The sequence below is a fragment of the uncultured Selenomonas sp. genome, from assembly GCA_905372355.1.
Lineage (GTDB): Bacteria > Bacillota > Negativicutes > Selenomonadales > Selenomonadaceae > Selenomonas.
In genome coordinates, this window is sequence record CAJPOT010000005.1 from 135,188 (window position 1) to 158,265 (window position 23,078).

The 23,078-nt window shown below is 57.6% G+C and carries 21 protein-coding genes, 1 other RNA gene and 2 riboswitches; of the genes, 21 read left to right on the top strand and 1 reads right to left on the bottom strand.

What is annotated here, in order from left to right; genetic code table 11:
- Positions 1-29: 29 nt before the first annotated feature.
- On the bottom strand, positions 30-566 hold the full coding sequence (locus QZ177_RS04790) for an OstA-like protein (RefSeq protein WP_009645158.1): 537 nt from the start codon (positions 564-566) through the stop codon (positions 30-32).
- Positions 567-752: 186 nt separating this feature from the next.
- Here QZ177_RS04790 and QZ177_RS04795 point away from each other — a divergent pair, with 186 nt between their 5' ends.
- The 21 genes from QZ177_RS04795 (at position 753) to cas6 (ending at position 23,025) form a co-directional block, all read left to right on the top strand.
- On the top strand, positions 753-1,760 hold the full coding sequence (locus QZ177_RS04795) for a deoxyguanosinetriphosphate triphosphohydrolase (RefSeq protein ID WP_294175693.1): 1,008 nt from the start codon (positions 753-755) through the stop codon (positions 1,758-1,760).
- Positions 1,761-1,979: 219 nt separating this feature from the next.
- Positions 1,980-3,764 (top strand): DNA primase, encoded by a 1,785-nt coding sequence (dnaG, locus tag QZ177_RS04800; protein ID WP_294175694.1) that lies wholly within the window; start codon positions 1,980-1,982, stop codon positions 3,762-3,764.
- A gap of 78 nt (positions 3,765-3,842) precedes the next feature.
- Complete coding sequence (gene rpoD / locus QZ177_RS04805; RefSeq protein ID WP_009645128.1) at positions 3,843-4,970, top strand: RNA polymerase sigma factor RpoD; 1,128 nt, start codon at positions 3,843-3,845, stop codon at positions 4,968-4,970.
- A 29-nt stretch (positions 4,971-4,999) separates the two neighbouring features.
- Complete coding sequence (locus QZ177_RS04810; protein WP_294175695.1) at positions 5,000-5,695, top strand: class I SAM-dependent methyltransferase; 696 nt, start codon at positions 5,000-5,002, stop codon at positions 5,693-5,695.
- Positions 5,689-6,483 (top strand): Nif3-like dinuclear metal center hexameric protein, encoded by a 795-nt coding sequence (locus QZ177_RS04815; protein ID WP_294175696.1) that lies wholly within the window; start codon positions 5,689-5,691, stop codon positions 6,481-6,483. The genes QZ177_RS04810 and QZ177_RS04815 overlap by 7 nt, the downstream gene beginning before the upstream one ends.
- 117 nt (positions 6,484-6,600) lie before the next feature.
- Positions 6,601-6,958: RNase P RNA component class A (gene rnpB, locus QZ177_RS04820), an RNA gene on the top strand.
- Between the two features lie 27 nt (positions 6,959-6,985).
- Positions 6,986-7,155, top strand: a riboswitch (cyclic di-AMP (ydaO/yuaA leader).
- Between the two features lie 6 nt (positions 7,156-7,161).
- Positions 7,162-7,824 carry an NlpC/P60 family protein gene (locus QZ177_RS04825; protein WP_037369408.1) on the top strand — a complete coding sequence of 221 codons (663 nt, stop codon included), beginning with the start codon at positions 7,162-7,164 and terminating at the stop codon, positions 7,822-7,824.
- Positions 7,825-7,944: 120 nt separating this feature from the next.
- A riboswitch (FMN riboswitch) is annotated at positions 7,945-8,058 on the top strand.
- An 80-nt stretch (positions 8,059-8,138) separates the two neighbouring features.
- Entirely contained in the window at positions 8,139-9,242 is a 1,104-nt protein-coding gene (ribD, locus tag QZ177_RS04830) for a bifunctional diaminohydroxyphosphoribosylaminopyrimidine deaminase/5-amino-6-(5-phosphoribosylamino)uracil reductase RibD (protein WP_294175697.1), read from the top strand.
- Between the two features lie 3 nt (positions 9,243-9,245).
- A complete protein-coding gene (locus QZ177_RS04835) occupies positions 9,246-9,899 on the top strand; it encodes a riboflavin synthase (RefSeq protein ID WP_294175698.1) in 654 nt (217 codons plus the stop codon).
- 50 nt (positions 9,900-9,949) lie between these two features.
- Entirely contained in the window at positions 9,950-11,164 is a 1,215-nt protein-coding gene (locus QZ177_RS04840; RefSeq protein ID WP_294175699.1) for a bifunctional 3,4-dihydroxy-2-butanone-4-phosphate synthase/GTP cyclohydrolase II, read from the top strand.
- A 36-nt stretch (positions 11,165-11,200) separates the two neighbouring features.
- Positions 11,201-11,815: a type 1 glutamine amidotransferase family protein gene (locus tag QZ177_RS04845; protein WP_009645096.1), complete on the top strand. Its 615-nt coding sequence runs from the start codon at positions 11,201-11,203 to the stop codon at positions 11,813-11,815.
- A gap of 12 nt (positions 11,816-11,827) precedes the next feature.
- Complete coding sequence (gene ribE, locus QZ177_RS04850; RefSeq protein ID WP_009645130.1) at positions 11,828-12,295, top strand: 6,7-dimethyl-8-ribityllumazine synthase; 468 nt, start codon at positions 11,828-11,830, stop codon at positions 12,293-12,295.
- Positions 12,296-12,307: 12 nt separating this feature from the next.
- Entirely contained in the window at positions 12,308-12,865 is a 558-nt protein-coding gene (gene yfcE, locus QZ177_RS04855) for a phosphodiesterase (RefSeq protein ID WP_294175700.1), read from the top strand.
- Between the two features lie 167 nt (positions 12,866-13,032).
- A complete protein-coding gene (locus QZ177_RS04860; protein WP_009645151.1) occupies positions 13,033-13,854 on the top strand; it encodes an Rpn family recombination-promoting nuclease/putative transposase in 822 nt (273 codons plus the stop codon).
- Between the two features lie 246 nt (positions 13,855-14,100).
- Positions 14,101-15,825, top strand: coding sequence for a hypothetical protein (locus tag QZ177_RS04865; protein WP_294175701.1), 1,725 nt, complete (start codon positions 14,101-14,103; stop codon positions 15,823-15,825).
- The gene (locus QZ177_RS04870) at positions 15,818-16,747 is read left to right on the top strand and encodes an RAMP superfamily CRISPR-associated protein (RefSeq protein WP_294175702.1); all 930 of its coding nucleotides are present in this window, start codon (positions 15,818-15,820) and stop codon (positions 16,745-16,747) included. The genes QZ177_RS04865 and QZ177_RS04870 overlap by 8 nt, the downstream gene beginning before the upstream one ends.
- A gap of 1 nt (position 16,748) precedes the next feature.
- Entirely contained in the window at positions 16,749-18,395 is a 1,647-nt protein-coding gene (locus tag QZ177_RS04875; protein ID WP_294175703.1) for a hypothetical protein, read from the top strand.
- Positions 18,395-19,822 (top strand): RAMP superfamily CRISPR-associated protein, encoded by a 1,428-nt coding sequence (locus QZ177_RS04880; RefSeq protein ID WP_294175704.1) that lies wholly within the window; start codon positions 18,395-18,397, stop codon positions 19,820-19,822. The genes QZ177_RS04875 and QZ177_RS04880 overlap by 1 nt, the downstream gene beginning before the upstream one ends.
- On the top strand, positions 19,819-20,418 hold the full coding sequence (csx19, locus tag QZ177_RS04885) for a CRISPR-associated protein Csx19 (protein ID WP_294175705.1): 600 nt from the start codon (positions 19,819-19,821) through the stop codon (positions 20,416-20,418). The genes QZ177_RS04880 and csx19 overlap by 4 nt, the downstream gene beginning before the upstream one ends.
- Entirely contained in the window at positions 20,402-22,216 is a 1,815-nt protein-coding gene (locus QZ177_RS04890; RefSeq protein ID WP_294175706.1) for a TIGR03986 family CRISPR-associated RAMP protein, read from the top strand. Before csx19 ends, QZ177_RS04890 begins: the two co-directional genes overlap by 17 nt.
- Positions 22,213-23,025, top strand: coding sequence for a CRISPR-associated endoribonuclease Cas6 (cas6, locus tag QZ177_RS04895; RefSeq protein WP_294175707.1), 813 nt, complete (start codon positions 22,213-22,215; stop codon positions 23,023-23,025). Before QZ177_RS04890 ends, cas6 begins: the two co-directional genes overlap by 4 nt.
- The last annotated feature ends 53 nt before the right edge of the window (positions 23,026-23,078 follow it).

Sequence of the window (23,078 nt, forward strand, 5' to 3'; positions counted from 1 at the left end):
GCGGTGTGAAGAAGGTCGTGTACTGCAGCTTAGAGCAGCTCGTCCTTGGCGACGTCGTAGAAGGCGTGCTCCGCCTTGATCTCGCGCTTGCCTTGGCGAATCCTCACGTTGTCGTCGAACTGTGCGACCTGAGTGTCCCAGTTGAAGAGGCCGCTGTCCGACTGAATCGTGACCTTGGGGCGCTCAAGGAAGACGTTGCCTTCGACGACAGCCTCGTGCGTCTTGCCGATGACATGAGCCTTGTCGCCCGTGAGTTTCAAGCCGTCCTGTGAGACGCTGACATTGCCCTCGCACCAGACCTCGAAATCGGGGGAGTTGACGCCGCTCTGGGCATCGAAAGCGCCGTTTTTCAGGTACTTGAGCGCCGTCGCAAGGTCGACCTCGGCATGGTCGGCCTGGAAGGTGCAGCCGTTGGCAACGATGCGGATGTTGCCGTCGAAGACGCAGCGTCCCGAGGAGAAGTCGAGACGGTAGGAATCAAAGGAGAAGTTCGGTGCGGCAAGAGCCGTTGCGCTCAGGGTGAGCAGAACGAACATCATGAGAACCGAAACAAGGTTTTTTTTCATAAAGACGCTTCCTTTCATGGGCGGGAAAAGTATTTTCCATGCAGGTCCTTTTTCTATCATACAGCATGAAGGCGGGTTTTTCCAGCGAATTTTCCTTAAAGGCTAAGTTTCAGCAGGATAAAGCAGTGTTCTTGCCGTATTATTTCATCATATAATGGAGGAGAAGCAGGAAGAGGAGGCGGACAAATGACGATACGGGAAAAACGTGAGGCGTTGGAGTATGAAATACTTTCCCCCCTTGCGGCGAAGAGCAGGGAGAGCCGGCGGCGAGCACCGATCGTACCGTGCCCTTTCCGCACGGACTTTCAGCGCGACCGCGACCGCATCCTGCACTCGAAAGCGTTCCGGCGTCTGAAGCGCAAGACGCAGGTTTACATCGTCTCGGGTGATCACTACCGTACGCGCATGACGCACAGCTTGGAGGTGTCGCAGATCGCCCGCACGATCGCGCGAGGGCTTTGCCTCAACGAAGATCTGACGGAGGCGATCGCACTCGGTCACGATGTCGGTCATACGCCTTTTGGTCATGCGGGCGAGGCGGCGATGGCGGAGATCATCGGACACTTCGCGCACAACGAGCAGAGTCTGCGCGTCGTCGAGTATTTGGAGCGCGATGGCGCGGGTCTCAATCTGACCTTCGAGGTCAAGGACGGCATCGTCAACCACACGGGAAAGCATTTGCCGAAGACACTTGAAGGGCGCATTGTGCGCATTGCCGACCGCATCGCCTACCTTTGCCACGATTACGACGACAGTCTGCGCGCGGGTATGCTTGAGGCGGGTGATCTGCCGACGCTCGTTTACGCGAAGCTCGGGCATACGACGTCGGAGATGATCACGGGCATGGTCTCCGACCTCATTGTGCATTCAGAGAAGCGGGAGGACATTGCGCTCTCTCCTGCCATGCAGGAGGTCATGGATGCTTTTCGTGCCTTCATGTTCGAGCATATCTACCATTCGGAGCGGCTGGCGCGTGAGAGGAAGCAGGCGGTATTCGTGCTGCGCGAGCTTTACGCGCACTACATGGAGAATTTCGAGGAACTGCCCGAGGAGTTTCGCCGCTATGAAACGCGCTGGGGCAGGCAGCAGACCGTCGTCGACTATGTGGCGGGACTCAGTGACAACTATGCCGTGCATACGTTCGCACGCATCTTCATGCCGCCCGTCGGCTTTTCCGTGCCGGGCGATGCGTGATTTTCAGGACGGAACTTTTGTGGTTTTTTGTGCTTGTACCGCTGCAGCAGATTTCGGCAAAATTTTTTGGCGTAACGGAAAAAAAGAGGATATTTTCAATTTATAGGGAATATAAAATTTAGTGGAATTTGAGTGGATGTTCCGCGTGGCTCGTTTGTTTCAAGACGGTAGAAAAATCGCAGAAAATCAAGGAGAGGGAGCAGCGAAGGGTGAAGAAGCATGAGGAATGAGGCGATGGACGCCTTTGTCGAGCGCGTACGCGCAGATTCCGACATCGTTGCCGTCGTTTCCTCCTATGTCGCGTTAAAGAAAAAAGGAAATCGTTATTGGGGCTGCTGCCCGTTTCACCACGAGAACACGCCGTCTTTTTCGGTAGTTCCCGAGCAGGGATTTTTTTATTGTTTCGGCTGTCACGTCGGAGGAAACGTATTCAAGTTCCTCTCGCTTATCGAGAACATCCCCTATTTCGAGGCAATCAAACTGCAGGCGGAAAAGCTCAATATTCCTTTGCCCGAGAGAGAGAGAAGTGCAGCGGAAATCGCGCGTGACAAGAAGGCGGAGGAACTTCGCCGCGTGCATGAGATGGCGCAGGCCTTTTTTCACAACTGTCTGACCAAGACGCATTACGGCGAGGCGGCGAAGGCCTACCTCACGGGACGCGGCATCGGCGAGAGCGCCATCGAGGCTTTCGGCATCGGCTATGCACCGCCCGCGTGGGACAAGCTCGCCGTCGCCTTCGAGAGGCGCGGCGTGCCTGCTGCGCTCCTTGAAGAGAGCGGCTTGACGGCGAAGCGGCAGAAGGGCGCGGGTCATTACGACCGCTTTCGCAATCGCGTGATCATCCCGATCCGCGACGCGCGAGGGCGCGTCGTGGCGTTCGGCGGACGCATCTTGGGAGACGGCGAGCCGAAATATCTGAACTCGCCCGAGACGCTGATTTTCAACAAACGACGGCTGCTCTTTGGTCTCGATCGCGCGCATCGTGCCATTGCGCGCGCGGGATTCGCCGTCGTCGTCGAGGGCTATATGGATGCGATTTCCGTCGCGGCTGCGGGCATAGAGAACGTCGTCGCCTCCCTCGGCACAGCTTTTACTGCAGAGCAGGCGAAGCTTCTGCTGCGCTATGCGCCGGAACTGCGCTTCTGCTATGACAGCGATGCGGCGGGACAGGAGGCGACGCTTCGTGCGCTTTCCGTCGCGCGCGCGGCGGGGGCGATGGTCAAGGTGCTGCGCGTGCCCGACGGCAAAGATCCCGACGAATACATCCGAAAACATGGCGAGGCGGCTTTTCGAAAACTCGTCGAAGCGGCGCTTCCCTTCATCGAGTACCGCATGGTGCGCGTATTGGAGACGGCGGACAAGGAGAGCCTGCAGGGCAGGCTCGATACACTCGCGGCGCTTCTGCCCGTGCTCGCCGAGGTGAAAAGCCCTGCGGAACTTGATGGCTATATCGTGCGCACGGCGCGTGAACTGACGCTCGACGAAGGGCTCATACGCGCCGAGCTTGGCCGGGCGGCAGGATCTTCTGCGCCGCCCGCTGCCGTGCGACAGATGACGCGGCGCGCCTTCAAAAAGGCGGACGATATTCTGCAGCGTGCAGGGCGGATCGTGCTTCGGACAGCGTGGCACGATCCGGCTGTTACGGAGCATATTGCCTCCCTCGTGCCGTTCGAGGCTTTTTCGACAGAGGAACAGGCGAAGGCGCTCGCGTGGCTCTATGCGCTTCATCTTGCGGGCGAGAGGCCGACGGATGCGCGTGCGCAGGCGGAGCTTTCCGAGGCGGTCGCGACGGAGATCAGTCGATCGCTTGCCGAGGACACGGGGACGATGGACGCGCTGGAGGCTTACGATGACTCCATGCGGCGCTTGCGCAGGACGTATCTTGCGCAGCTCTTTGAAGAGCATACGCGGCGCGCCGATCGATGGGAAAAGGAAAATGATGCGCGGTTCTTGCAGGAATTAGCGCAGATTCAGCGAATAAAGAACGAAATGGAAGGGCTATGAGCAAAACAAAGGCATTTTCCCAAGCGGGCGTCCTTGCCCGACATGACGAAATGAGCAGCAGAAAGGAGGCGCGATTCCATGGCTGAGAAAGCGAACAAGACGGTTCTCGACGTGGAGAAGAAGCCGACGCAGAGCTCTGCCATCGTGTCGAGCCTTCTCACAAAAGGGCGGGGCAACGGCGGCGTGCTGACTTACGGCGAGCTGATGACGGCATTGCAGGAGCAGGAACTCACGCCGGATGAAATCGACGACCTTTACGAGACGTTCAGCAACAAGGGTATCGAGATTGTGGATGATTCGAACCGTGCACAAGCGGAGGTAGACGAGGACAAGGCTGAGGAAGAAGTGGATATCGATCTCAGTATTCCCGAGGGCATCAGCATCGACGATCCCGTGCGCATGTATCTGAAGGAGATCGGCCGCGTGCCTCTCCTTTCCGCAGATGAGGAAATCGCTCTTGCCAAGCGCATGGAAGCGGGCGACGAGGAAGCGCAGAAGGAATTGGCGGAGGCGAATCTGCGTCTGGTCGTGAGCATTGCCAAGCGCTATGTCGGCAGGGGCATGCTGTTTCTCGATCTCATACAGGAGGGGAATCTCGGCCTCATCAAGGCGGTCGAGAAGTTCGACTACAACAAGGGCTACAAGTTCAGTACCTATGCGACGTGGTGGATTCGGCAGGCGATCACGCGGGCTATCGCCGATCAGGCGCGTACGATCCGCATCCCCGTCCACATGGTCGAGACGATCAATAAGCTCATTCGCGTTTCACGCCAGCTCCTGCAGCAGCTTGGCCGGGAGCCGTCGCCCGAAGAAATCGCCGAGGCTATGGAGATCAGCGTGGAGCGCGTGCGCGAGATCATGAAGATTGCGCAGGAGCCGGTTTCCTTAGAAACGCCGATCGGCGAGGAAGAGGACTCCCATCTCGGCGACTTCATCGAGGATCAGGACGCGCCTGCGCCGGCGGAGGCCGCATCCTTCATGCTCCTCAAAGAGCAGCTCGAAGAAGTCCTCGACACGTTGACGGAGCGCGAGGAACGCGTCCTGCGCCTGCGTTTCGGTCTGGACGACGGCAGGGCGCGCACGCTTGAAGAGGTCGGACAGAACTTCGGCGTGACGCGCGAGCGCATCCGTCAGATCGAGGCGAAGGCTCTCCGGAAGCTGCGGCATCCGAGCCGCAGCCGCAAGCTCAAGGACTTTCTCGATTGATTGGATGCCGAAAAAGATGAAAAGGGGCGGTGACGGTGCCAGAACTCGATGAGCGTCTTGCGGCCGTCGCCGCTTTCGTGCCTTTGGGTGCACGCCTTGCCGACATCGGCACCGATCATGCGAAACTGCCGCTCGCCCTCGTCGTTGCGGGAAAGATTGCACACGCGATCGCCGTCGATGTGAACGAGGGGCCTTTTGAGGCGGCGCGGCGAGCCGTGCGGACGGCAGGGCTGGCGCGGACGGTCGAGGTGCGCCTCGGTGATGGTCTTGCGGCGCTTGCACCTGGCGAGGTCGACAGCGTCGCTGTCGCGGGCATGGGAGGCTCGCTGATCGCGCGCATCCTCACGGACGGTGCTGCCGTGCTGCAGACGCTGGAAACCCTCGTCCTGCAGCCGCAGAGCGATGCGGCGGAGCTTCGCACCTGGCTCTATGACAACGGCTGGCACGTTGCGGAGGAAAGCCTTGTGCGTGCGGGCGGTAGGCTCTATGAGATCCTTCTGGCAAGGCGAGGGAAAAAGGAGAAGCCAGAGCCGATCCTCTTGGAGATCGGCCCTTGCCTTTGGCAAAAGAAGCCGCCGCTCTTGAAAGAACATATCGAGCAGCTGCTTTCTCGTGTGCGCCGTGCGAGAGAAGGCATGGGAAAGAGTGCGCGTGCAAGGGAAGGGGCGGCGTATCGCGCGCTTGGAGAAAAGGCCGCCGCATTGGAGGAAAAGCTTATATGGTAAAGTTGCAGGACGTCATGCAGGCGATGGAACGCATCGCGCCGCGCCGCTTGGCAGAGGAGTGGGACAACCCCGGCCTCCTCGTCGGCTCGCCGCACGATGAAGTGAGGAAGATCCTCGTCGCGCTCGATGTGCGCGAGGAAACAGTGGAACGTGCAATCGAGGATGGCTGCGATCTGATCGTCGCGCACCATCCTCTTATTTTTCGTGGACTCAAGGCGGTGCGCACGGACGATGCGACGGGACGCAAGATCGCGCGTCTGATCAAGGCAGACATCGCTGTCTTTGCCGCGCACACGAACCTCGACAGTGCGGCGGGCGGCGTCAACGATGTGCTCGCTGAAAAGCTGGAATTGAAGGGAGTTGTGCCGCTTGCCGAAGGCGCGGCAGACGGCGAGCCGGGTCTTGGGCGCATCGGCTCGCTCGATGCGGAATTCTCCCTGGATGATTTTGCTGCACGCGTCAAGGCGAAATTGGGGCTTTCGTCGATGCGCATTGTGTGTGCAGGCGCTCACAGGATTTCCCGTGTCGCCCTCTGCGGCGGCAGCGGTGCAGAGTTCATCGGCAGGGCGGCGGCCAAGGGCGCCGACGTCTATGTGACGGGCGATGTCAAGTATCACGATGCCGAACGCGCCATAGGTCTTGGGATCCATATTCTTGATGCCGGGCATTTCGCGACGGAGCAGCCGATCGTTGCCCGTCTTGCTGAACGGCTGAAGAAGGAACTTGGCGATGGTGTGGAAATTGTCGCCGAAACAAAATCTAGTGATTTTTTCAAGTTTATTAACTAGATGTATGATAAATGGAGAAAATAGAATTAATGTTCTCTTATAATAATTGTTTGCATGTGCCTCGAATCGTTTGACAAATCCTTGGGCAACTGGTATAATGGTCACGTTGTGAGTTTGCTGAGCATCCGGGCAATCGCGGGCGTTTCGCCTGAGGAAAGTCCGGGCTTCAGAGGGCAGCGTGCTGGATAACGTCCAGCGGGGGCAACCCTAGGGAAAGTGCCATAGAGACTTAGACCGCCGCACGGCATAGCCGTGTTGGCAAGGGTGGAAAGGTGCGGTAAGAGCGCACCAGCAGTCAGGTGACTGGCTGGCTAGGCAAACCCCACGCGAAGCAAGACCGAATAGGGAAGGGATGAGGCGGCCCGCCGACCTTCCGGGTAGCGTCGCTTGAGCCGTCCGGCAACGGGCGGTCCAGATAAATGATTGCCACTGCCGTAAGGCAGCACAGAACCCGGCTTATAGGACGCCCAGCGAGCAAAACAACGAGGAGCTAATACGCATCAGCGAAGAAAAGCCGAATCCAGCTCAGGAGCGGGGGAACCATAGTTTTTGGGGTGAATGATGAGGCGGCAGAAGGACGGCAGGGATAAGGTTGCTTTCCAGTCGCGTCAAAAAGGGTGTTCTCTTCCCTAACCCGGCAGCTAACCTCGTAGGCGAAATCAGAGAGGGAGTGTCTATTTGAGTAGAGTAATGCGTATTTTCGTGCTGACCATGGTTTTGATGTGTGGGTTTTCTGTTGCGGGGGCTTCGGCTTTCCGAATCGGAGACCAGGGAAGCGATGTAGCGGAGATTCAGGGACGGTTGGCGAGCCTTGGATATGACGTGGCGGCGGACGGCGATTTCGGCCCCGCAACGGCAGAGGCGGTCAAGGCTTTCCAGAGTGCGCACGGCCTTGAGGCGGACGGCCTCGTCGGCTCAGCGACGTACTCGGCGCTTCTCGGCAAGGGTATGCCGGAAGTGAGCCGCGGCTCGAACTATATTTCGCGCCGCATCATCTCGGATTCGATGCAGTATCTCGGCGTGCCGTATGTATTCGGCGGCACGACGCCGAGCGGTTTTGACTGCTCGGGCTATGTGCGTTATGTGTTCGCCAACGCCGGCATCTATCTGCCGCGCATGGCGGATGAGCAGTTTGAGGTGGGTACTCCCGTTTCGACCGACGAGCTTATCCCTGGCGATCTCGTGTTCTTCACGACGTACACTTATGGTGCATCGCATGTCGGCATCTATCTCGGTGACGGCAACTTCATCAACGCATCATCGAGCCGTGGCGTGGCGATTGATTCGCTTTACAGCTCGTACTGGGGGTCCTGCTACATCGGGGCTCGCAGGGTAATGTAATCTTTTTTGGGGGAGGCTGCAAGCCTCCTTCTTTTTTTGTGCGCATATATAGGATGTCCGGCGTCTCAGCCTATGAACTTGACAAATATCCTAGTCCTATGGTATTCTTTCTAGCAGAAGAGCAGTCTTTGGGGCGGGGTGGAAGTCCCCACCGGCGGTATAGCCCGCGAGCCTTTTGGCAGATTCGGTGTGATTCCGAAGCCGACAGTATAGTCTGGATGGGAAAAGACGTGCAAGTTGCGTTACGGAGACTGTGAAAAGAGTGTTCTTTTTGCGGTCTTTTTTTGTGCAAAGAACAGGAAGGAGGTGGAGAGATGCAGCAGGACGAGGACTTTATGCGCGAGGCGCTCCTGCTCGCTGCGAATGCGCGTGGCCGCACCTCGCCCAATCCGCTCGTCGGTGCTGTCATCGTGCGCGAGGGGCGCATCGTCGGCGCAGGCTGGCATCGCAAGGCGGGCACGCCGCACGCTGAGGTGCATGCGCTCGCCATGGCAGGCGATCTCGCGCATGGTGCGACTGCCTATGTGACGCTGGAACCATGCTCGCACCACGGACGCACGGGACCGTGCGCCGAGGCGCTCGTCAAGGCAGGCGTCAAGCGTGTCGTCGCAGCCATGCTCGACCCGAATCCCCTCGTCGCAGGCAAAGGCAAGGCGATGCTCGAAGCGGCGGGCGTCGAGGTGATGGTCGGCGTGCTCGGCGAGGAGGCACGGCGGCTCAATGAAGCATATCTCAAATGGGTGACGCAGAAACTGCCCTTCGTCACGCTCAAGACGGCGATGACGCTCGACGGTAAGATCGCGACGGCAACGGGGAAATCGCAGTGGATCACGGGCGAGGCGGCACGTCAGCGCGTGCATGAGATGCGCGATGTGGCGGACGCCATCGTCGTTGGCATCGGCACGGTGCTCGCCGACGATCCATCGTTGACGACGCGTCTGGCGGACGGTACGGGCAGGAATCCCGTGCGCGTCATTGTCGACAGCCGCGCGCGCACGCCGCTCGCGGCGAAGGTCGTACAGGACGGTGCGGCGAAGACGCTCATCGCCGTGACATGCGCCGCGCCCGAGGAGCGTTGTGCAGCTTTGGAAGCGGCGGGCGTCGAGATCGTCCGTGCGGGCGAGGGTGAGCGCGTCGATCTCGTGGCATTGATGCGTTTGCTTGCAGCGCGGGACATCACATCCGTCTTCGTCGAGGGCGGCGGCACGCTGAACTTTTCACTCTTGGCGGCGGGTCTTGTCGACAAGATTCATGCTTTCATCGCGCCGAAGATCGTGGGAGGCAAGGCAGCTCTGACGCCCGTCGAGGGCGCGGGATTCGCCGAGCTTGCCGATGCCGCACTTCTGACAAGACTGACGGTGGAGCAGGTCGCAGCGGACATCCTCCTCACAGGCTATGTGGCGAAGGGAGCGAGGTAGCCTTTGTTTACAGGAATCATTGAAGAGGTCGGCGCACTGGAGCGCCTTGCGGGCGGTGAGATCGCCATCCGCGCGAAGAAGGTACTCGAAGACGTCGCGCTCGGCGACAGCATCGCGGTCAACGGCATCTGCCTGACGGTCACGCACTTCGATGCGGCGCACTTCACGGCGGACGTCATGCCCGAGACGGTCCGACGCACGTCGCTTGCAGAGCTGAAGCGCGGCAGCCGCGTAAATTTGGAGCGCGCCCTGACGCTTCGAAGCCGCCTTGGCGGTCACATCGTCAGCGGCCATATCGACGGCGTGGGCACGATCGCCGCCATGCAGGAGGAGGGAAATGCCATCCTCTTGACGGTACGCGCAGGTGCCGACATCCTGCGCTACATTGTGGAGAAAGGCTCAGTCGCGCTCGACGGCATCAGCCTTACGGTCGCGCGCGTGAGTGCGGCGGATTTCACGGTCAGCCTCATTCCGCATACGCGCGAGATCACGAACCTACGCGAAAAGCGCAGCGGCAGTCGCTTGAACATCGAGACGGACATCCTCGGCAAGTACGTGGAGAAACTTTTTCCGGGAGTGCGCACACAGGGAGAAAGCGATGCGCCGAAGAGCGCGGGCAAAATAACTATGGATTTCCTGCGACAGCAGGGATTTTAAGGGAGTGCGGAATTTATCCGTACTTCCCAGAGATAAGGAGATGCAGCAATATGTCAGATTTTGCAACGGTGGAGCAGGCAATCGAGGATATCAAGTACGGCAAGATGGTCGTCGTCGTAGATGACGAGGATCGCGAGAACGAGGGCGATCTCATCGTCGCGGCGGCGACGGTCACGCCTGAGGATATCAATTTCATGGCAAAGTACGCGAAGGGCCTGATCTGCACGCCGATCGACGGTAAGCGACTCGACGAGCTGAATATCGGACAGATGGTCGTGAACAACACGGACAATCACGAGACGGCGTTCACGGTTTCCATCGACGCCTACAATACGGATACGGGCATCTCGGCTTTCGAGCGCTGCCAGACGATCAAGCTTCTGCTCGATCCGAAGGCAAGGCCATCATCCTTCCGTCGTCCCGGCCATGTGTTCCCGCTGCGCTCCGTCGAGGGCGGCGTGCTGCGGCGCACGGGCCACACGGAGGCGACAACGGATCTCGCACGCTTGGCAGGATTCTATCCCGCGGGGCTTTGCTGTGAGATCATGGCGGACGACGGGCACATGATGCGCACGCCCGAGTTGAAAGAATTTGCGAAAAAACACGGACTCAACATCATCACGGTCAAATCGCTCATCGAGTACCGCAAGCGCACGGAGAGTTTCGTCAAGCAGGTTGCCGACGTCGACTTTCCGAGCCGCTACGGTCACTTCCGCATCAAGGCGTATGAGAGCACGCTCGACGGCAAGTGCCACATCGCCGTCGTCAAGGGCGATGTGGCGGGCAAGAAGAATGTGCTCGTGCGCGTCCACTCCGAATGCCTGACGGGCGACGCGCTCGGCTCGCTGCGCTGCGACTGCGGCGACCAGCTCGCCATTGCCTTGAAGAACATCGAGAAGGAAGGCGAGGGCGTCGTGCTCTACATGCGCCAGGAGGGGCGCGGCATCGGCCTCGCAAATAAGATGCGCGCCTACGAACTGCAGGACAAGGGCGCGGATACGGTCGAAGCGAACGTCGAACTGGGCTTCGCGCCCGATCTTCGCGACTACGGCATCGGCGCACAGATCCTCTCCGACCTCGGCCTCACGAGCATCCGCCTCATGACGAACAATCCCGCCAAGCGCGCGGGACTTGAGGGATACAATCTCGAAATCGTCGAACGCGTGCCGCTCGTCGTCAAGGCGAACAAGTTCGACAAGCGCTACTTGAGCGTCAAGAAAGTCAAGATGGGACACCTTTTGAACGACGAAGATCTGGCGAAATGATAATGACTTCGTGGTTTGAATCATGGGAGAAAAATAATGGAAACAATTCTATTGGTGCTTCTTGAAGAATATGCTGATTGGGAAGCTGCGTATATCTCGTCGGGGGTTCACCTGCTTGGTCAAGGAAAATTTGAAATCAAGACGGTTTCGCTTTCGACACAGAGTGTGCGTTCCATCGGTGGACTTCAGACGATACCAGACTATACGATAGATACTGTGCCAGACGATTATGCGGCATTGCTTTTGATTGGAGGAATGCGGTGGCGTGAAGAACGCGCACGGAAACTGTTTCCTCTGGTAACGCATTGTTCGCAAAATGGCAGATTGTTAGGCGGTATTTGTGATGCAGTAGGATTTTTAGCTGCGGCGGGTGCTTTGGATGCTGTGAAGCACACGGGAAACAGTTTGTCTGAGCTTCAGTGGGGAGATTCGCAGTATAAAGGTGCGGCGCATTTTCAGCCCAAACAGGCGGTTTGTGACAAGAATACGGTTACAGCCAATGGTTCTGCACCGTTGGAATTTGCCCGAGAAGTTTTGCTTGCATTGCATGTTGCGGATGAGGCTCTGGTTGAGGACTGGTATGCTCTACATAAATTAGGGTACTATAATACGGCTATGCATAATCGTTTTGTAACGATGATGCAGAATTAAGGAGAGATAATCATGGCAAAGACGATCGAAGGTTTCATTACAGGCAAGGGACTTCATATCGGCATCGTGGCGGCGCGTTTCAATGAGTTCATCACGAGCAAGCTCTTGGGCGGTGCGCTCGATGCGCTGCATCGTCATGAGACGAAGGAGGATGACATCGACGTCGCCTGGGTGCCGGGCGCGTTTGAGATTCCGATTGTTGCCAAGAAGATGGCCGAGAGCGGCAAATACGATGCCGTGATTTGTCTCGGTGCGGTCATTCGCGGCGCGACGACGCATTATGATTATGTCTGCAATGAAGTGTCGAAGGGTGTCGCGCAGGTCGGGCTTTCGACGGGCGTGCCGACGCTCTTCGGCGTTCTGACGACGGAGAACATCGAGCAGGCGATCGAGCGTGCGGGCACGAAGGCGGGCAACAAGGGCGCGGACTGCGCCCTGGCAGCGATGGAGCTTGCAAGCCTGCTGAAGAAGATCGGCTGAGGGGGCGAGGTCATGAAAATCGGCATCATCAGCGATACGCACGGCTGCGAGAAGCGCTGGCAGCTTGCCTACGATAAGCACTTTTCCGACGCCGACCTCATCATCCACGCGGGCGACGTGCTCTACCACGGCCCGCGCAACCCGATGCTCGAAGATTACAACCCCGCCGGGCTTGCCGATAAGATCAACGAGAGCGAGCCGCCCGTCCTTATCTGCCGCGGCAACTGCGATTCTGAGGTCGACCAGCTCGTGCTCAAGACGCCGATCCAAGCGCCTTACGCCTATGCTTTTGCGGGCGGCAAGCGCATCGTCGCGACGCATGGGCATCTCATCGAGAGCGACGCCGCCAAGGATGAGGCGGCACAGACGATGCGCGCCGACGTCTTCATCACGGGTCACATCCACACGAACGTCCTCGAAAAGCGCGGTGCGACCGTGTTCGTCAATCCTGGCTCGCCGTCTCTGTCAAAGCGCGAGGACGGCAGGGCGACCATCGCCTTGATGACGGATGAAAAGATTGCGATCCTCGACCTCGATACGGATGAGGTGCTGATGGAATTGAAATTTTAGATATGTGCGTCAATAATCGGCGATGTTGTCTGGGAAATGTGCACATTGTGGTGTAGAAAGCCTGTCATGCCGCACACAAAAGACGCTCCGTTGAGGAGCGTTTTTGTGTGCGATTTTTGTTGCCTTGAAGCGAAAAAATTCGTACAATGGAGAAAAGGGGTGAGAATATGGGCGACTACAAGATCAAGCCGTGGGAAGAGTTGACGATTCGTGATGATTACATGTTCAAACTCGTTATGAGGCGCAGGCGCATTTGCAAGAAGATGCTTGAAGGAACACTTCGCATAAGGATTGAGAAGATTCGGTATCTGGAAACGGAAAAGTCTATAACAGCACCTTATCGAAGCAAGGGAATACGCCTGGATGTCTACGTCAAGGATGAGAGAAATACAGTCTATAACATTGAGATGCAGATTCGGCGACTGGAAGGAGATGCGCTTTTCAAAAGGACACGATATTACCAGTCCATGATGGATGCCGATCTTCTCGCGGCGGGAGCGGATTACGATGAATTGAATAAAACAATCATCATATTCATCTGTCCCTTCGATCCCTTTGGTGAAGGGCGCTATATGTATACGTTTGAAAATATTTGTCTGGAAAATAAGAACCTCAATCTACTGGATGGTGCGACGAAGATTTTTCTCAATACGAAAGGACAGATCGGCGATATTGATGATACGATTCGCGCATTTCTGCAGTATGTTGACGGTGTAGTCACAGATAACAGCTTTGTACAGGAGGTCGAAGAGGAAATTCGAAGAGTCAAGCTTGAAGAAGGAGAGAGGGTGAATTACATGACATTTGCCATGAAGATGATGGAAGAACGCAAAGAAGGACGCAAGGAAGGACAGCGGGACGAGCGTGTGGCAATTCTACGGCGACTTGTTACGCAATCTCAAATTCCTGTCGAACAGGCTCTTGAGATGATTGGCATACCGCAGGCGGAGCATCTTTCGTATAAGAAGATGCTCCATGCGAAGCTGTGACAGCAGTGTGCGGACAGGTGCAGCGGCACGGTTCTCGTGTACATTATGGACCGTATCCGGGCTATGCTCGAAAGTGAAAAGCCACCAGCTGTACAGGTGGCTTTTTTTCATGTGGATTGTCTCGGCTTAGGGAGATCTTCCTGAATATTTGTGCAGACTTCTCGCTTTTTGAGAGGATTTCTTTCTCTAAAAGCGAATTAGATAAATACGACGGAAATTAGAACAAGAGGCAAGGGGGAAGGATGGATGGCAATCAAATTGCAGGCGATTCTTTTTGATACGCGCTCGATTCAGAAGTATATCTTCGCGAGCAACCGCCTCAAGACGAATATCGGGGCGTCGTTCTTGGTGGAAAGCGCCTTTTCTCGCGAGTTGCTTCATGTCTTGCGCGAGCGTTTCGGCGAGGGTGAAGTCGATGATGTGACGTGGCGCGAGGTGGAGTCTCCCGATTGGACGAAGATGGAGCAGAAGTGCCGCATCGGCTATATCGGCGGTGGCAACGCTCTCGTGCTGTTTTCTGAGGGAACGACGGATGAAGAACTCGTCGAGGTGATTCGATCCTTCACGAAGCGGCTGCTGTGGACGACTCCCGGACTGCGCACGGGAGCGGCGCGCGGCGAAATGGTGCTCGAAGCGGACGGCGCCTATCGCGTGACGCGCGTGAAGCGTGCGGATGGCGAGGAAGAGGCGATCGACGATCTCACGCATCTCGTCCGCAAGCTCAGGGCGCAGCAGAACTTGTTCTTTCCTGCCGTGTCGCTCCCCTATACGGGATTGACGCTTTCGTGCGAGGCGAGCGCGGAAACGGCGAATGCCTACGATGTGGACGATGTGCGCAAGGAGAGCCGCTTCCTTTCGTGGGAAGTGAAGAGGAAGCTCTTGGCGGCACGTCAGAAGGGGGGCGTCATCGCACCCGCTGAGGAAGCGCTTCTCGACAAGCTGCGCAGCATCCTGAGGGCACAGGCCTTGGCGGGTGAGACGTTGCCGCCGTCGCGAGTCCGCGCTATGAGTGATCCCGAGGAATTGGCACGAGAGCTGCAAAAGTATGCTTTTCCTTCCGAGTTCGAGAAGCTCGGGCAGAGGGAGACGGAAGACTACATGGCGATTGTCCATATCGACGGCAACAACATGGGCGAGAAGTTCCGTGACTGCAGCACACTGACAAAGCGCAAGAACATGTCGCGCGCCGTGTACTGGAAGACAGTTCTGGCGTTCTGCATGCTCCTTGCGGACATCTTAGGCGATTATGCGGCGATGCATAAGCATCTCTCACTGGAGGAAGCTGACGACGGCAAGATGCTTCTGCCGATCCGCCCCATCGTGCTCGGCGGCGACGATATGACCTTCGTCTGCACGGCGAAGTACGCGCTCTCCTTCACGCGTACGATCATGGAAGCGCTCAATGACCTCGGCATCGATACTTGCGGCGGCGTCAGCATCCTGCCGACCGCCTATCCGTTCTTCCGCGGCTACGAGATTGCCGAGCAGCTTTGCGGTGCGGCGAAGTCGAAGATGCGTGCCATGCGCACGGAAGGAAGCTCGTGCTGGCTCGACTTCGCCATCCTGCACGGCGAGCAGCCGCCGACCTTGGAGCAAATCCGCGAGCAGCAGTACAGCGGCAAGTGCGGTGCGATGCACTTCGGCCCCTACCGCGTCGACGGTGATGCATCGAAGCCCGAGTACGTCGGCAATCTCATCGAGGCCGTGCGTCAGCTCGTGCAGGGTGAGGGACGCATGCCGATGAACAAGATCAAGGAACTGCGTGCCGTATTGGCGGCGGGCAGACATGAACATGCGCAATTCATGGCGCAGTATCACCGCTTGATTGCAAGTGGCGGAGCGATGCGCCTGCCCGAGATCGCGGCTTGGTCGTCGTACCGCGAATCTTTGTGGCAGGAGGGAAGGACGCCTTACGTCGACGCCATCGAGATGATCGACTTCTATGTGCCCGGGGAGGTGCAGCATGGCTAAAAAGAAGAACGCAAAGGAGGCGCGCGAAAACAAGAAGAAAGAGCTGCTGGTCAAACATGCCGAGAGTCGCAGACAGCAGATGGAGATGAACCAGCAGAAGCAGCAGGCAGCGCAAAGGCCTGCTCCGAGCGAGAGCAATGCGGCGGACGATGGCATGCCGACGCTGGAAGAACAGCTCAAGCGTGTGCCCAGGAACTCGTTTCCTCCTGTGCGACTCCCGGAGCATCCCTTGCCTGAGTCCAAGGAGATTCGCTTCGACGAATTTACGCTGGAAGTCGCGGCGCTTTCACCGCTGCACCTCGGCTCGGGGCGCGCCGATGTCAACGTCGATGCTGAGGTCGTGCATGACCGGGCGGGATTGCCCTACTTCCCCGGAAAGCGGCTCAAGGGGCTCATTTACGAGAGTGCGCTGGAAGTCCTTGAGATGTCCGAATTGGCAGGATTGAACCTCTTTACAGAAGAGGAAATGGAGGAGCTTTTCCAGCATAACGTGCAGAGCGATACACAGCTGACGATACCGAACCTTCAGCTTGCGTCGGAGGAAGCAGCGCGGCAGATGGAAGAAGACTGGCTTTACCTGCAGCAGCACTATCCCGACCTCGTCTCTGCGCAGGATGTTCTTTCGCTCTATACCTCGCTGCGCTATCAGACGATGATTGATCGTGAGACAGGTACGGCTGCCGAAACGTCGCTCAGGAACATCCGCGTCGTCGATGAAGGCCTCGTTTTTTGCGGCACGGTACGTCTCAAAAGAGGAACGCGGAAAAAGCTCACGATTCTTGCGCTGGCGCTGCGCAACCTCTCGCAGGCGGGCATGAAGCGCAATCGAGGCTTCGGCCGCATATCGTGCGCGATGCTGCAGCAGGGGAAAGATATACGGAGCGTCCTCGTCAATGAAGCGCTGAAAGGGGGCAAGGTTTGAGATGAAAAAGATCCGTGTAAAAATAGAGACCCTTTCGCCGATCGTGCTGGCGACGCGCACCAATACGACCGTCATGACGTCGTCGCACGATTTCTTCAGCGGCACGCTCGTGCGCGGTATGCTGGCCGAGCGCTACATTGAAGCGAAGAATCTTGGCAGTCAGGCGCAGGAGGACGAGGATTTTCTCGGACTCTTCTTCGACAAACTGCGCTTCGTCGCCGCCTATCCCGTGCGTGCGTTGGATGGAAAGCGCGCCTCCTTTGTACCCGCTTCGGTGCAGCGCCTCAAGGACGGAGAGGCGGTCAAGGACTTGCTCGCAGATGCTCCCGAGGCAGGGTACAAGACATTGCGCGGCTTTGCCGTGATCGAAGACGGCGGCATCGAGAAGGTGGATGTCGCAAAGAACATATCGCTGCACATGAGCCGCAGTAACGTCAAGGAACGGCAGGGCAAGGAGAGGGGAAGCTCGTCCTTGGAGCGTCTTGCGGGACGTTCGCGCGACGGCGCGATCTACAACTATGAAGCTGTAGAGAAAGGCGTGCGCTTCGAAGGCGAAGTCTTCGGTGAGGATGCGGCGTTGGAAAGCTTCATGGACGCCTTGGGAACGGCTTCATGGACGGCGCAGGCGGGGCGTGCGCGCCATGCGCAATACGGCGCCTGCCGCGTACAGCTTGAGCCGGTGGAATTCATGCCTGAAAGCGTCGAGCCGGATGCAGACAATCGCATCAATCTGCGTCTAGAGACGCCGCTTCTCGCGGCGGATGACCTCCTGTCGAGCGCTGCTGTGGCTCTGCAGCAGATCGTTGACCGCCTCAACGAGGGCACTGCGGGAGAGTTTTCCCTTCACGCCTACGATCCAAAGCGGAGTGCAGCACAGGGAGATGTGGAAAACACGGTCTTTGCCGATTTTGTCGAGGTGGACAACTTCGTAGGCATCTGGGGCATGAAGCGCCCGCGCGCCGTTGCCCTCGCGGCAGGAAGCGTCTTTGCCGTAGAGAAGGAGAGCGCGTGGACAGAGAGCGACAAGGAGCGACTGCAAAGACTGCTGTACGATGGCGTCGGCGTACGCACGGAAGAGGGCTTTGGTCAGCTTCGCCTCTGGCATCTGCAGCCGCTTTCTCTCGCGAAGAGGATGCAGCAAAAGGAACGGCGTGCAGTCAAGTCGCCCGAGGTGCGCAGGCGGGCGAAAGAACTCCTCCTCTGCGCGGCGCAGCGGAAGATGGTCGTCTATGCGGCGGAAGATGTGCAGAAGCTCACGGGGGGTAAAGGGGTATCGCACTTTTTCGCACGACTCGATTCGATGTGGATGCGTGGACGGGCAAACATGCAGGGAGCATTGCGCGAGGAAATCCGCAGTCAGAAAAGCAATGCGTCGACGCCCTTTGCCAGGAATCTAGAGGCGATCAAGTTCAACGGGCGCTCCTTGGAGGAACTTTTGATGAAGGCGAATCTCGCCGATATGCCGTACAACAAGGAACGTCGTTGGAAAAAAGAGCTGGGCGAAGATCTCGAGGCATTCCTGGAAGATGTAGGCGAGCCGGACTTCCTGACGAGCGGCACGGCGCAGGACGCGCTCTTCTATGCGTATTGGCACAATTTCTTCCGCTTCGCGAGAAAGGCAGCGGCAGGAAAAGGAGGCGAGGAGTGATGGCGATGAGCGAAGAGAGTATCAAGAGCAAGGTCATCCTCAAAGGCACGCTCGTCCTCGATGCGCCGCTCCTCATCGGTGCGGGCGGCAGCGGTGCAGGCAATGAGATCGATACCGAGGTGCTGAAGACAAAAGCAGGACAGCCGTTCATCCCCGGCACATCGCTCGCCGGGGCGCTGCGAGAGTTCATGACAGCGGAAAATGCGCTCGGCATGCGTCTGCTTTTTGGCACAGAAGCCGCGTATGAAAGACAGCATAATGCGGCTTGGCAAAGCTCCATCCGCATCGACGACGTCAAGCTGAACAACGTGGAAATCGTCGTGCGCGACGGCGTGAGCCTCGACGAGATCACGGGCACGGCAATCGAGCATCATAAGTTCGACTACGAGGCGGTGGGCAGCGGCGCGACGGGGAAGTTCTTCGCCGAGATCACGCAGCGCGGCATCCATGAGAGGTACGGGGACGCTATGAAGGAGGCGGTTGACCTCTTGGCGCATAGACTCGCTGCAGGGTTCTCCTTGGGCGCACATACGGCTAAGGGCTTTGGCGAAGTGTATGTGAGGGATTTGCAGGTTCGCCGCTATGATTTCAAAAATCCCGCTCACGTCAGAGCTTGGCTTGGCTCAGAGGGAAAGAGCGAAGCTCTCGTCGAGCCGGAAGTATACGAACGGCAGAAGGGCTTCTATGCCAAGGATGACTGCGTGCTCGAAGCGAAGTTCGCCTTGAAAAGCTCGCTTCTCGTGCGCGACTATGCGCGTGCTATGGAGGTGAAGACGGCAGAGCGCATGGATGATAAGGGGACGTCCGTGCAGGCGCTCATGCTGCGCGAAAACGATCATTGGCTGATTCCCGGCGCGAGCATCAAGGGGGCGCTGCGCCATCGTGCGGCAGAGATCCTGCGAAAGCTCGATATCGACAGCACACTGCTCGACCGCATGATGGGGCCGTCGCTCGATCGCATCAAGGAGAAGCCGGAGGAAAAGTGGAAGAGCCGCCTGCTCGTTTCGGAAGTGCGTCTGGAAGACGGTGTTGCAGCAAGACTGCAGACACGCGTGCGGATCGACCGCTTCACGGGCGGCAAGATTCCTACGAGCCTCTTCACAGAGGCTCCTGTATGGCAGACAGAAAAAGAGCGCGCGGTGCTTTCCATGCGCCTTGTCCTGCATGAGCCGAAGGAAGAGGAGCGCGCCTGGCAGATCGGCCTTCTGCTCCTTTTGCTCAAGGAATTGTCACTCGGCAGACTGGCGCTCGGCGGCGAGAAGGGCATCGGCCGCGGTGTGCTTGAGGGAAGAGGCGCCGTCCTGCATTATCATGGTGAGAAAATTTCCTGGGATGCGACGCCCGGCGCCTTGACGGATGAAGAGCGGCGGAAATTGCAGGGATTCGTCGAAGCCCTGCTGAAAAAGAGGGAGGCGAAAGCTCTATGAGCATCGAACTGGCATTGGAAGATCAGATGTGCATACAGCAGGGAAGCTCAGAGAGGCTCGCCGTAAGTCTCGAGAGGAATGAAACCGCCCTCTGCGAAAAGCTCGAAACGCTCGGCATGAAGGAAGCGAATGTCGTCGTCTGGCAGGTGCACGGCATCACTTGGGGACGCTGGCAGAACGGCTCGCTCAAGCTGGCAGGCGATGCGGCGAAGAAGTGCAGCCTGTGGCTGGAACTGCGCGTATTCAACGAGGAAGAAGAGCTTCATTTGAAGAAGAGCGGCGACATGTGGCTCGGGCGTTGGCGCAAGGACGGCGCGGGCGAGGCGACGGAATACGTTGACAGCATCTCACGCTTCTGGGGCGAGAGAGTAGAGGCAGCGGATGCGCCCGAAGGCTATATGAAGCTCGAAGATGCAGCGCGAAAGCTCAAGCAGATTTTGCCGCAGGCCGAAGAGCGCGCGAAATACTACGGCTTGGTGACGCGCAGCTATATCGGCTACGAGGCGACGGGGCAGGCCGGCTATGCGGACTATCGCTACGTGCGCATAGCGGCGGCGGATGTGGAAGGAGGTATGGAAGATGGCAATGCGAGATGAAAAAGCCACGGCATCGTACAACTTCGTGCCGCTGCCAGCGACGGTCATCCGTTCGCCCATCGACGGCGGTGCGAAGAATGATGCAGAACGGCAGGAAAACTACAAGAGATATGTGAAGGAACATGGCAGGCTCAGCGGCTATATTGAGCTGAGCTGCCGCACGATGACGCCTGTCTTCATCGGCACGGGCGACAAGGAAGGCGCGTTCTTCGCCCCTGTCGGCAAACCCGTCCTGCCGGGCAGCACGCTTCGCGGCATGGTCAAGAACATCTTCAAGATCGTGACCTGCGGCGCGATGCGCATGATGAAATCCGATGTTGTGGGCGGTCAGCGACAAGATTTCGATGTCGACAATCGGAGACTCTATTTTCGCACTGTAGCTGCGAAAAAGAACAGTCTCACGAAACTCTATGATGAAGAATTGCTCGAAAGGACTGATACGGATGAAGATGGCGAGCGGATCAGCATAACGAAGGCAGAAGCAGCGTTTCTCGTCCATGACAGCCAAGATGGAAACCATTACATGTGCCGTGCCGAATATCGCCATAAGAAGGTCGAAGATAAAGGTTTTCTTAAGCACAATGCAGGAAAGATTCTTTGGGAAACGTACGAAAGGACGGGAGAACTTCCCTGCTTTACCGGCGCGATGTTTTCCAAGAAGCGCTATACCGTGCATTTCAATCCAGACTGGAATGACCGTGTGCTTGTCACGCCGGAGGTTATAGCGCAATACAAAGAAGATCTTTTGCGCAGCGATGTCTTGGATTTGTTCAAGCTGGCGCGCAAGAATGAGGAGGCAAGGAACTTTACGGGAGATGATCGCTATGATTTCGTTGTGCCTTGCTTTTACAAGAATGAAAATGGCACGGTGAAACATTTCGGGTTTGGGCAGTTCTATCGTATTTGCTACCCTTATCGGCTTGGTGAGGCAGGGCATATTCCCGAGATCCTTCAGTCGAAAGCCGTTGATTATGCGGATGCTCTTTTTGGTCGCACGGAGCTTTGGGGCAGCCGTTTGTTCTTTGAGGATGCCGTGCTCAAAGAAAGCAAGGGATTTGAAGGGCAGCATTACTCGAAAACCTTGGGCGAGCCGAAACCCACGTCGTTCCAGCTCTACATGGAGCAAGAAGATGGAAAGAATCTCAATCACTGGGGCACGGAAAATGCCGCGATTCGCGGCTATAAGCTGTATTGGCATCAGAAGCCGGGTTTTCGCTGGCAAAAAAACGGTGTCGTGAAGGAAAATGTCGACCGCAAACTGCGCCCCTTGAAGGCGGGCAATGTGTTCGAGGGTAGAATACGCTTCAAGAACCTAAGCGAAGTGGAGCTTGGCGCATTGCTCAAGGTCTTTTCGCTCGCGGCAAAAGATCGCAAGCTTTGCTTCAAGATTGGCCAGGGCAAGGGCATCGGGCTCGGCAGCGTGCGCATCGATGCGAAGCTCGTCCTCGTGGACGAAGTGCATGGCTATGAGCAGCTTTTTGCGGCGGACGGCGACTGGAACAAGGCGGAAAAAGAAACTTCGATGGAAGCATATCTGAAAGCCTTTGATGATGTCATCGCACAGCTCGGCAAAACGGAGCGGGCGCGCTATGAATTGTCACAGCAAGCTCTGCTCGATCTTCTCGATTGGAAGGCTGTAGAGCAGAAGGACTGGGCGGCAAGGACGCGGCAGATGACCTTGGGCGACAGGGATTCTTCTGATCGTGACGAAGTTTCCGACGCAGAGAAAAACCAATTCCGCAATCGTTGGGTCTTGCCGACGGCGCATGAGGTATATGATGAAGGGATAGGCAAATGATCGGTGCTGTTGTCTATCGGCTGCGGGCAGAAGATACTGCCCGTGTGCCAGTTTTTCACGGACGTTGGCTGCATGGGCTGTTCTTCAAGATTATGGAAGGATATTCGGCGGAGCTTTCCACCTATGTCCATGAGACGCTTAACGTAAAGCCGTTCACCGTGTCGCTCCTCAAGTGGCGGCAGGAAAAAGACGAGGGCGGCTATCGTGTGGTTACCAGGGGCGAGAGCCTGAGCTGGCGCGTCACGGCGCTTCGGGAGGACGTATTGCAGGCGGCGCTCCATGTTCGCACGGGCGAGGTTCTGCAAGCGGGGAATTTGCCGCTTCGCGTCGAGAAAGTCAAGGCGGATGGCACAGAGGATTCGGGCGTCGTCGATGAGATGGAGCTTGTCGGCGCGGCGCTTGGCGCAGGGCGCATCGCGGAACTTCGTCTGCGCTTCCTCTCGCCCGTCGCCTTTCGCCGCGACGATAAGGACTATCCGACGCCTGATCCCGTCTTCATCTTTTCGTCGCTTGCCGACAAGTGGCAGCAAGCCGTCATGCCCGTGGAGATGGATCGCGCCTGGGTTCGCGAGGCGGCGGCGAGGGCGCTTCTGGCAGAATGGCACGGCAGCTCGCGCCGCGTCTACTTCGGCGGCGACCGCGGCATGCTAGCGTTCTCGGGCAGGTTTAGCTACGATGTCACGGCTTTGAATGAAGAAGAGCAGCACGCACTCCTTCTCCTCGCCCAATTCGCCAACTTCTCCGGCGTCGGCAGACTCACAGGACAGGGATTCGGCGAGACGCGGGCGCTGTATCGGCTCTTGAGATGATCGGCATACCGCAGGCGGAACTAAAGAAGAGGCTGTAGGCGACGCTGTAAGAG

Coding starts and splice junctions, on each gene's coding strand:
- QZ177_RS04790 (WP_009645158.1), bottom strand. CDS start 566: ATGAAAAAAAACCTTGTTTCGGTTCTCATGATGTTCGTTCTGCTCACC.
- QZ177_RS04795 (WP_294175693.1), top strand. CDS start 753: ATGACGATACGGGAAAAACGTGAGGCGTTGGAGTATGAAATACTTTCC.
- dnaG (WP_294175694.1), top strand. CDS start 1,980: ATGAGGAATGAGGCGATGGACGCCTTTGTCGAGCGCGTACGCGCAGAT.
- rpoD (WP_009645128.1), top strand. CDS start 3,843: ATGGCTGAGAAAGCGAACAAGACGGTTCTCGACGTGGAGAAGAAGCCG.
- QZ177_RS04815 (WP_294175696.1), top strand. CDS start 5,689: ATGGTAAAGTTGCAGGACGTCATGCAGGCGATGGAACGCATCGCGCCG.
- ribD (WP_294175697.1), top strand. CDS start 8,139: ATGCAGCAGGACGAGGACTTTATGCGCGAGGCGCTCCTGCTCGCTGCG.
- QZ177_RS04840 (WP_294175699.1), top strand. CDS start 9,950: ATGTCAGATTTTGCAACGGTGGAGCAGGCAATCGAGGATATCAAGTAC.
- QZ177_RS04845 (WP_009645096.1), top strand. CDS start 11,201: ATGGAAACAATTCTATTGGTGCTTCTTGAAGAATATGCTGATTGGGAA.
- ribE (WP_009645130.1), top strand. CDS start 11,828: ATGGCAAAGACGATCGAAGGTTTCATTACAGGCAAGGGACTTCATATC.
- yfcE (WP_294175700.1), top strand. CDS start 12,308: ATGAAAATCGGCATCATCAGCGATACGCACGGCTGCGAGAAGCGCTGG.
- QZ177_RS04860 (WP_009645151.1), top strand. CDS start 13,033: ATGGGCGACTACAAGATCAAGCCGTGGGAAGAGTTGACGATTCGTGAT.
- QZ177_RS04865 (WP_294175701.1), top strand. CDS start 14,101: ATGGCAATCAAATTGCAGGCGATTCTTTTTGATACGCGCTCGATTCAG.
- QZ177_RS04870 (WP_294175702.1), top strand. CDS start 15,818: ATGGCTAAAAAGAAGAACGCAAAGGAGGCGCGCGAAAACAAGAAGAAA.
- QZ177_RS04875 (WP_294175703.1), top strand. CDS start 16,749: ATGAAAAAGATCCGTGTAAAAATAGAGACCCTTTCGCCGATCGTGCTG.
- QZ177_RS04880 (WP_294175704.1), top strand. CDS start 18,395: ATGGCGATGAGCGAAGAGAGTATCAAGAGCAAGGTCATCCTCAAAGGC.
- csx19 (WP_294175705.1), top strand. CDS start 19,819: ATGAGCATCGAACTGGCATTGGAAGATCAGATGTGCATACAGCAGGGA.
- QZ177_RS04890 (WP_294175706.1), top strand. CDS start 20,402: ATGGCAATGCGAGATGAAAAAGCCACGGCATCGTACAACTTCGTGCCG.
- cas6 (WP_294175707.1), top strand. CDS start 22,213: ATGATCGGTGCTGTTGTCTATCGGCTGCGGGCAGAAGATACTGCCCGT.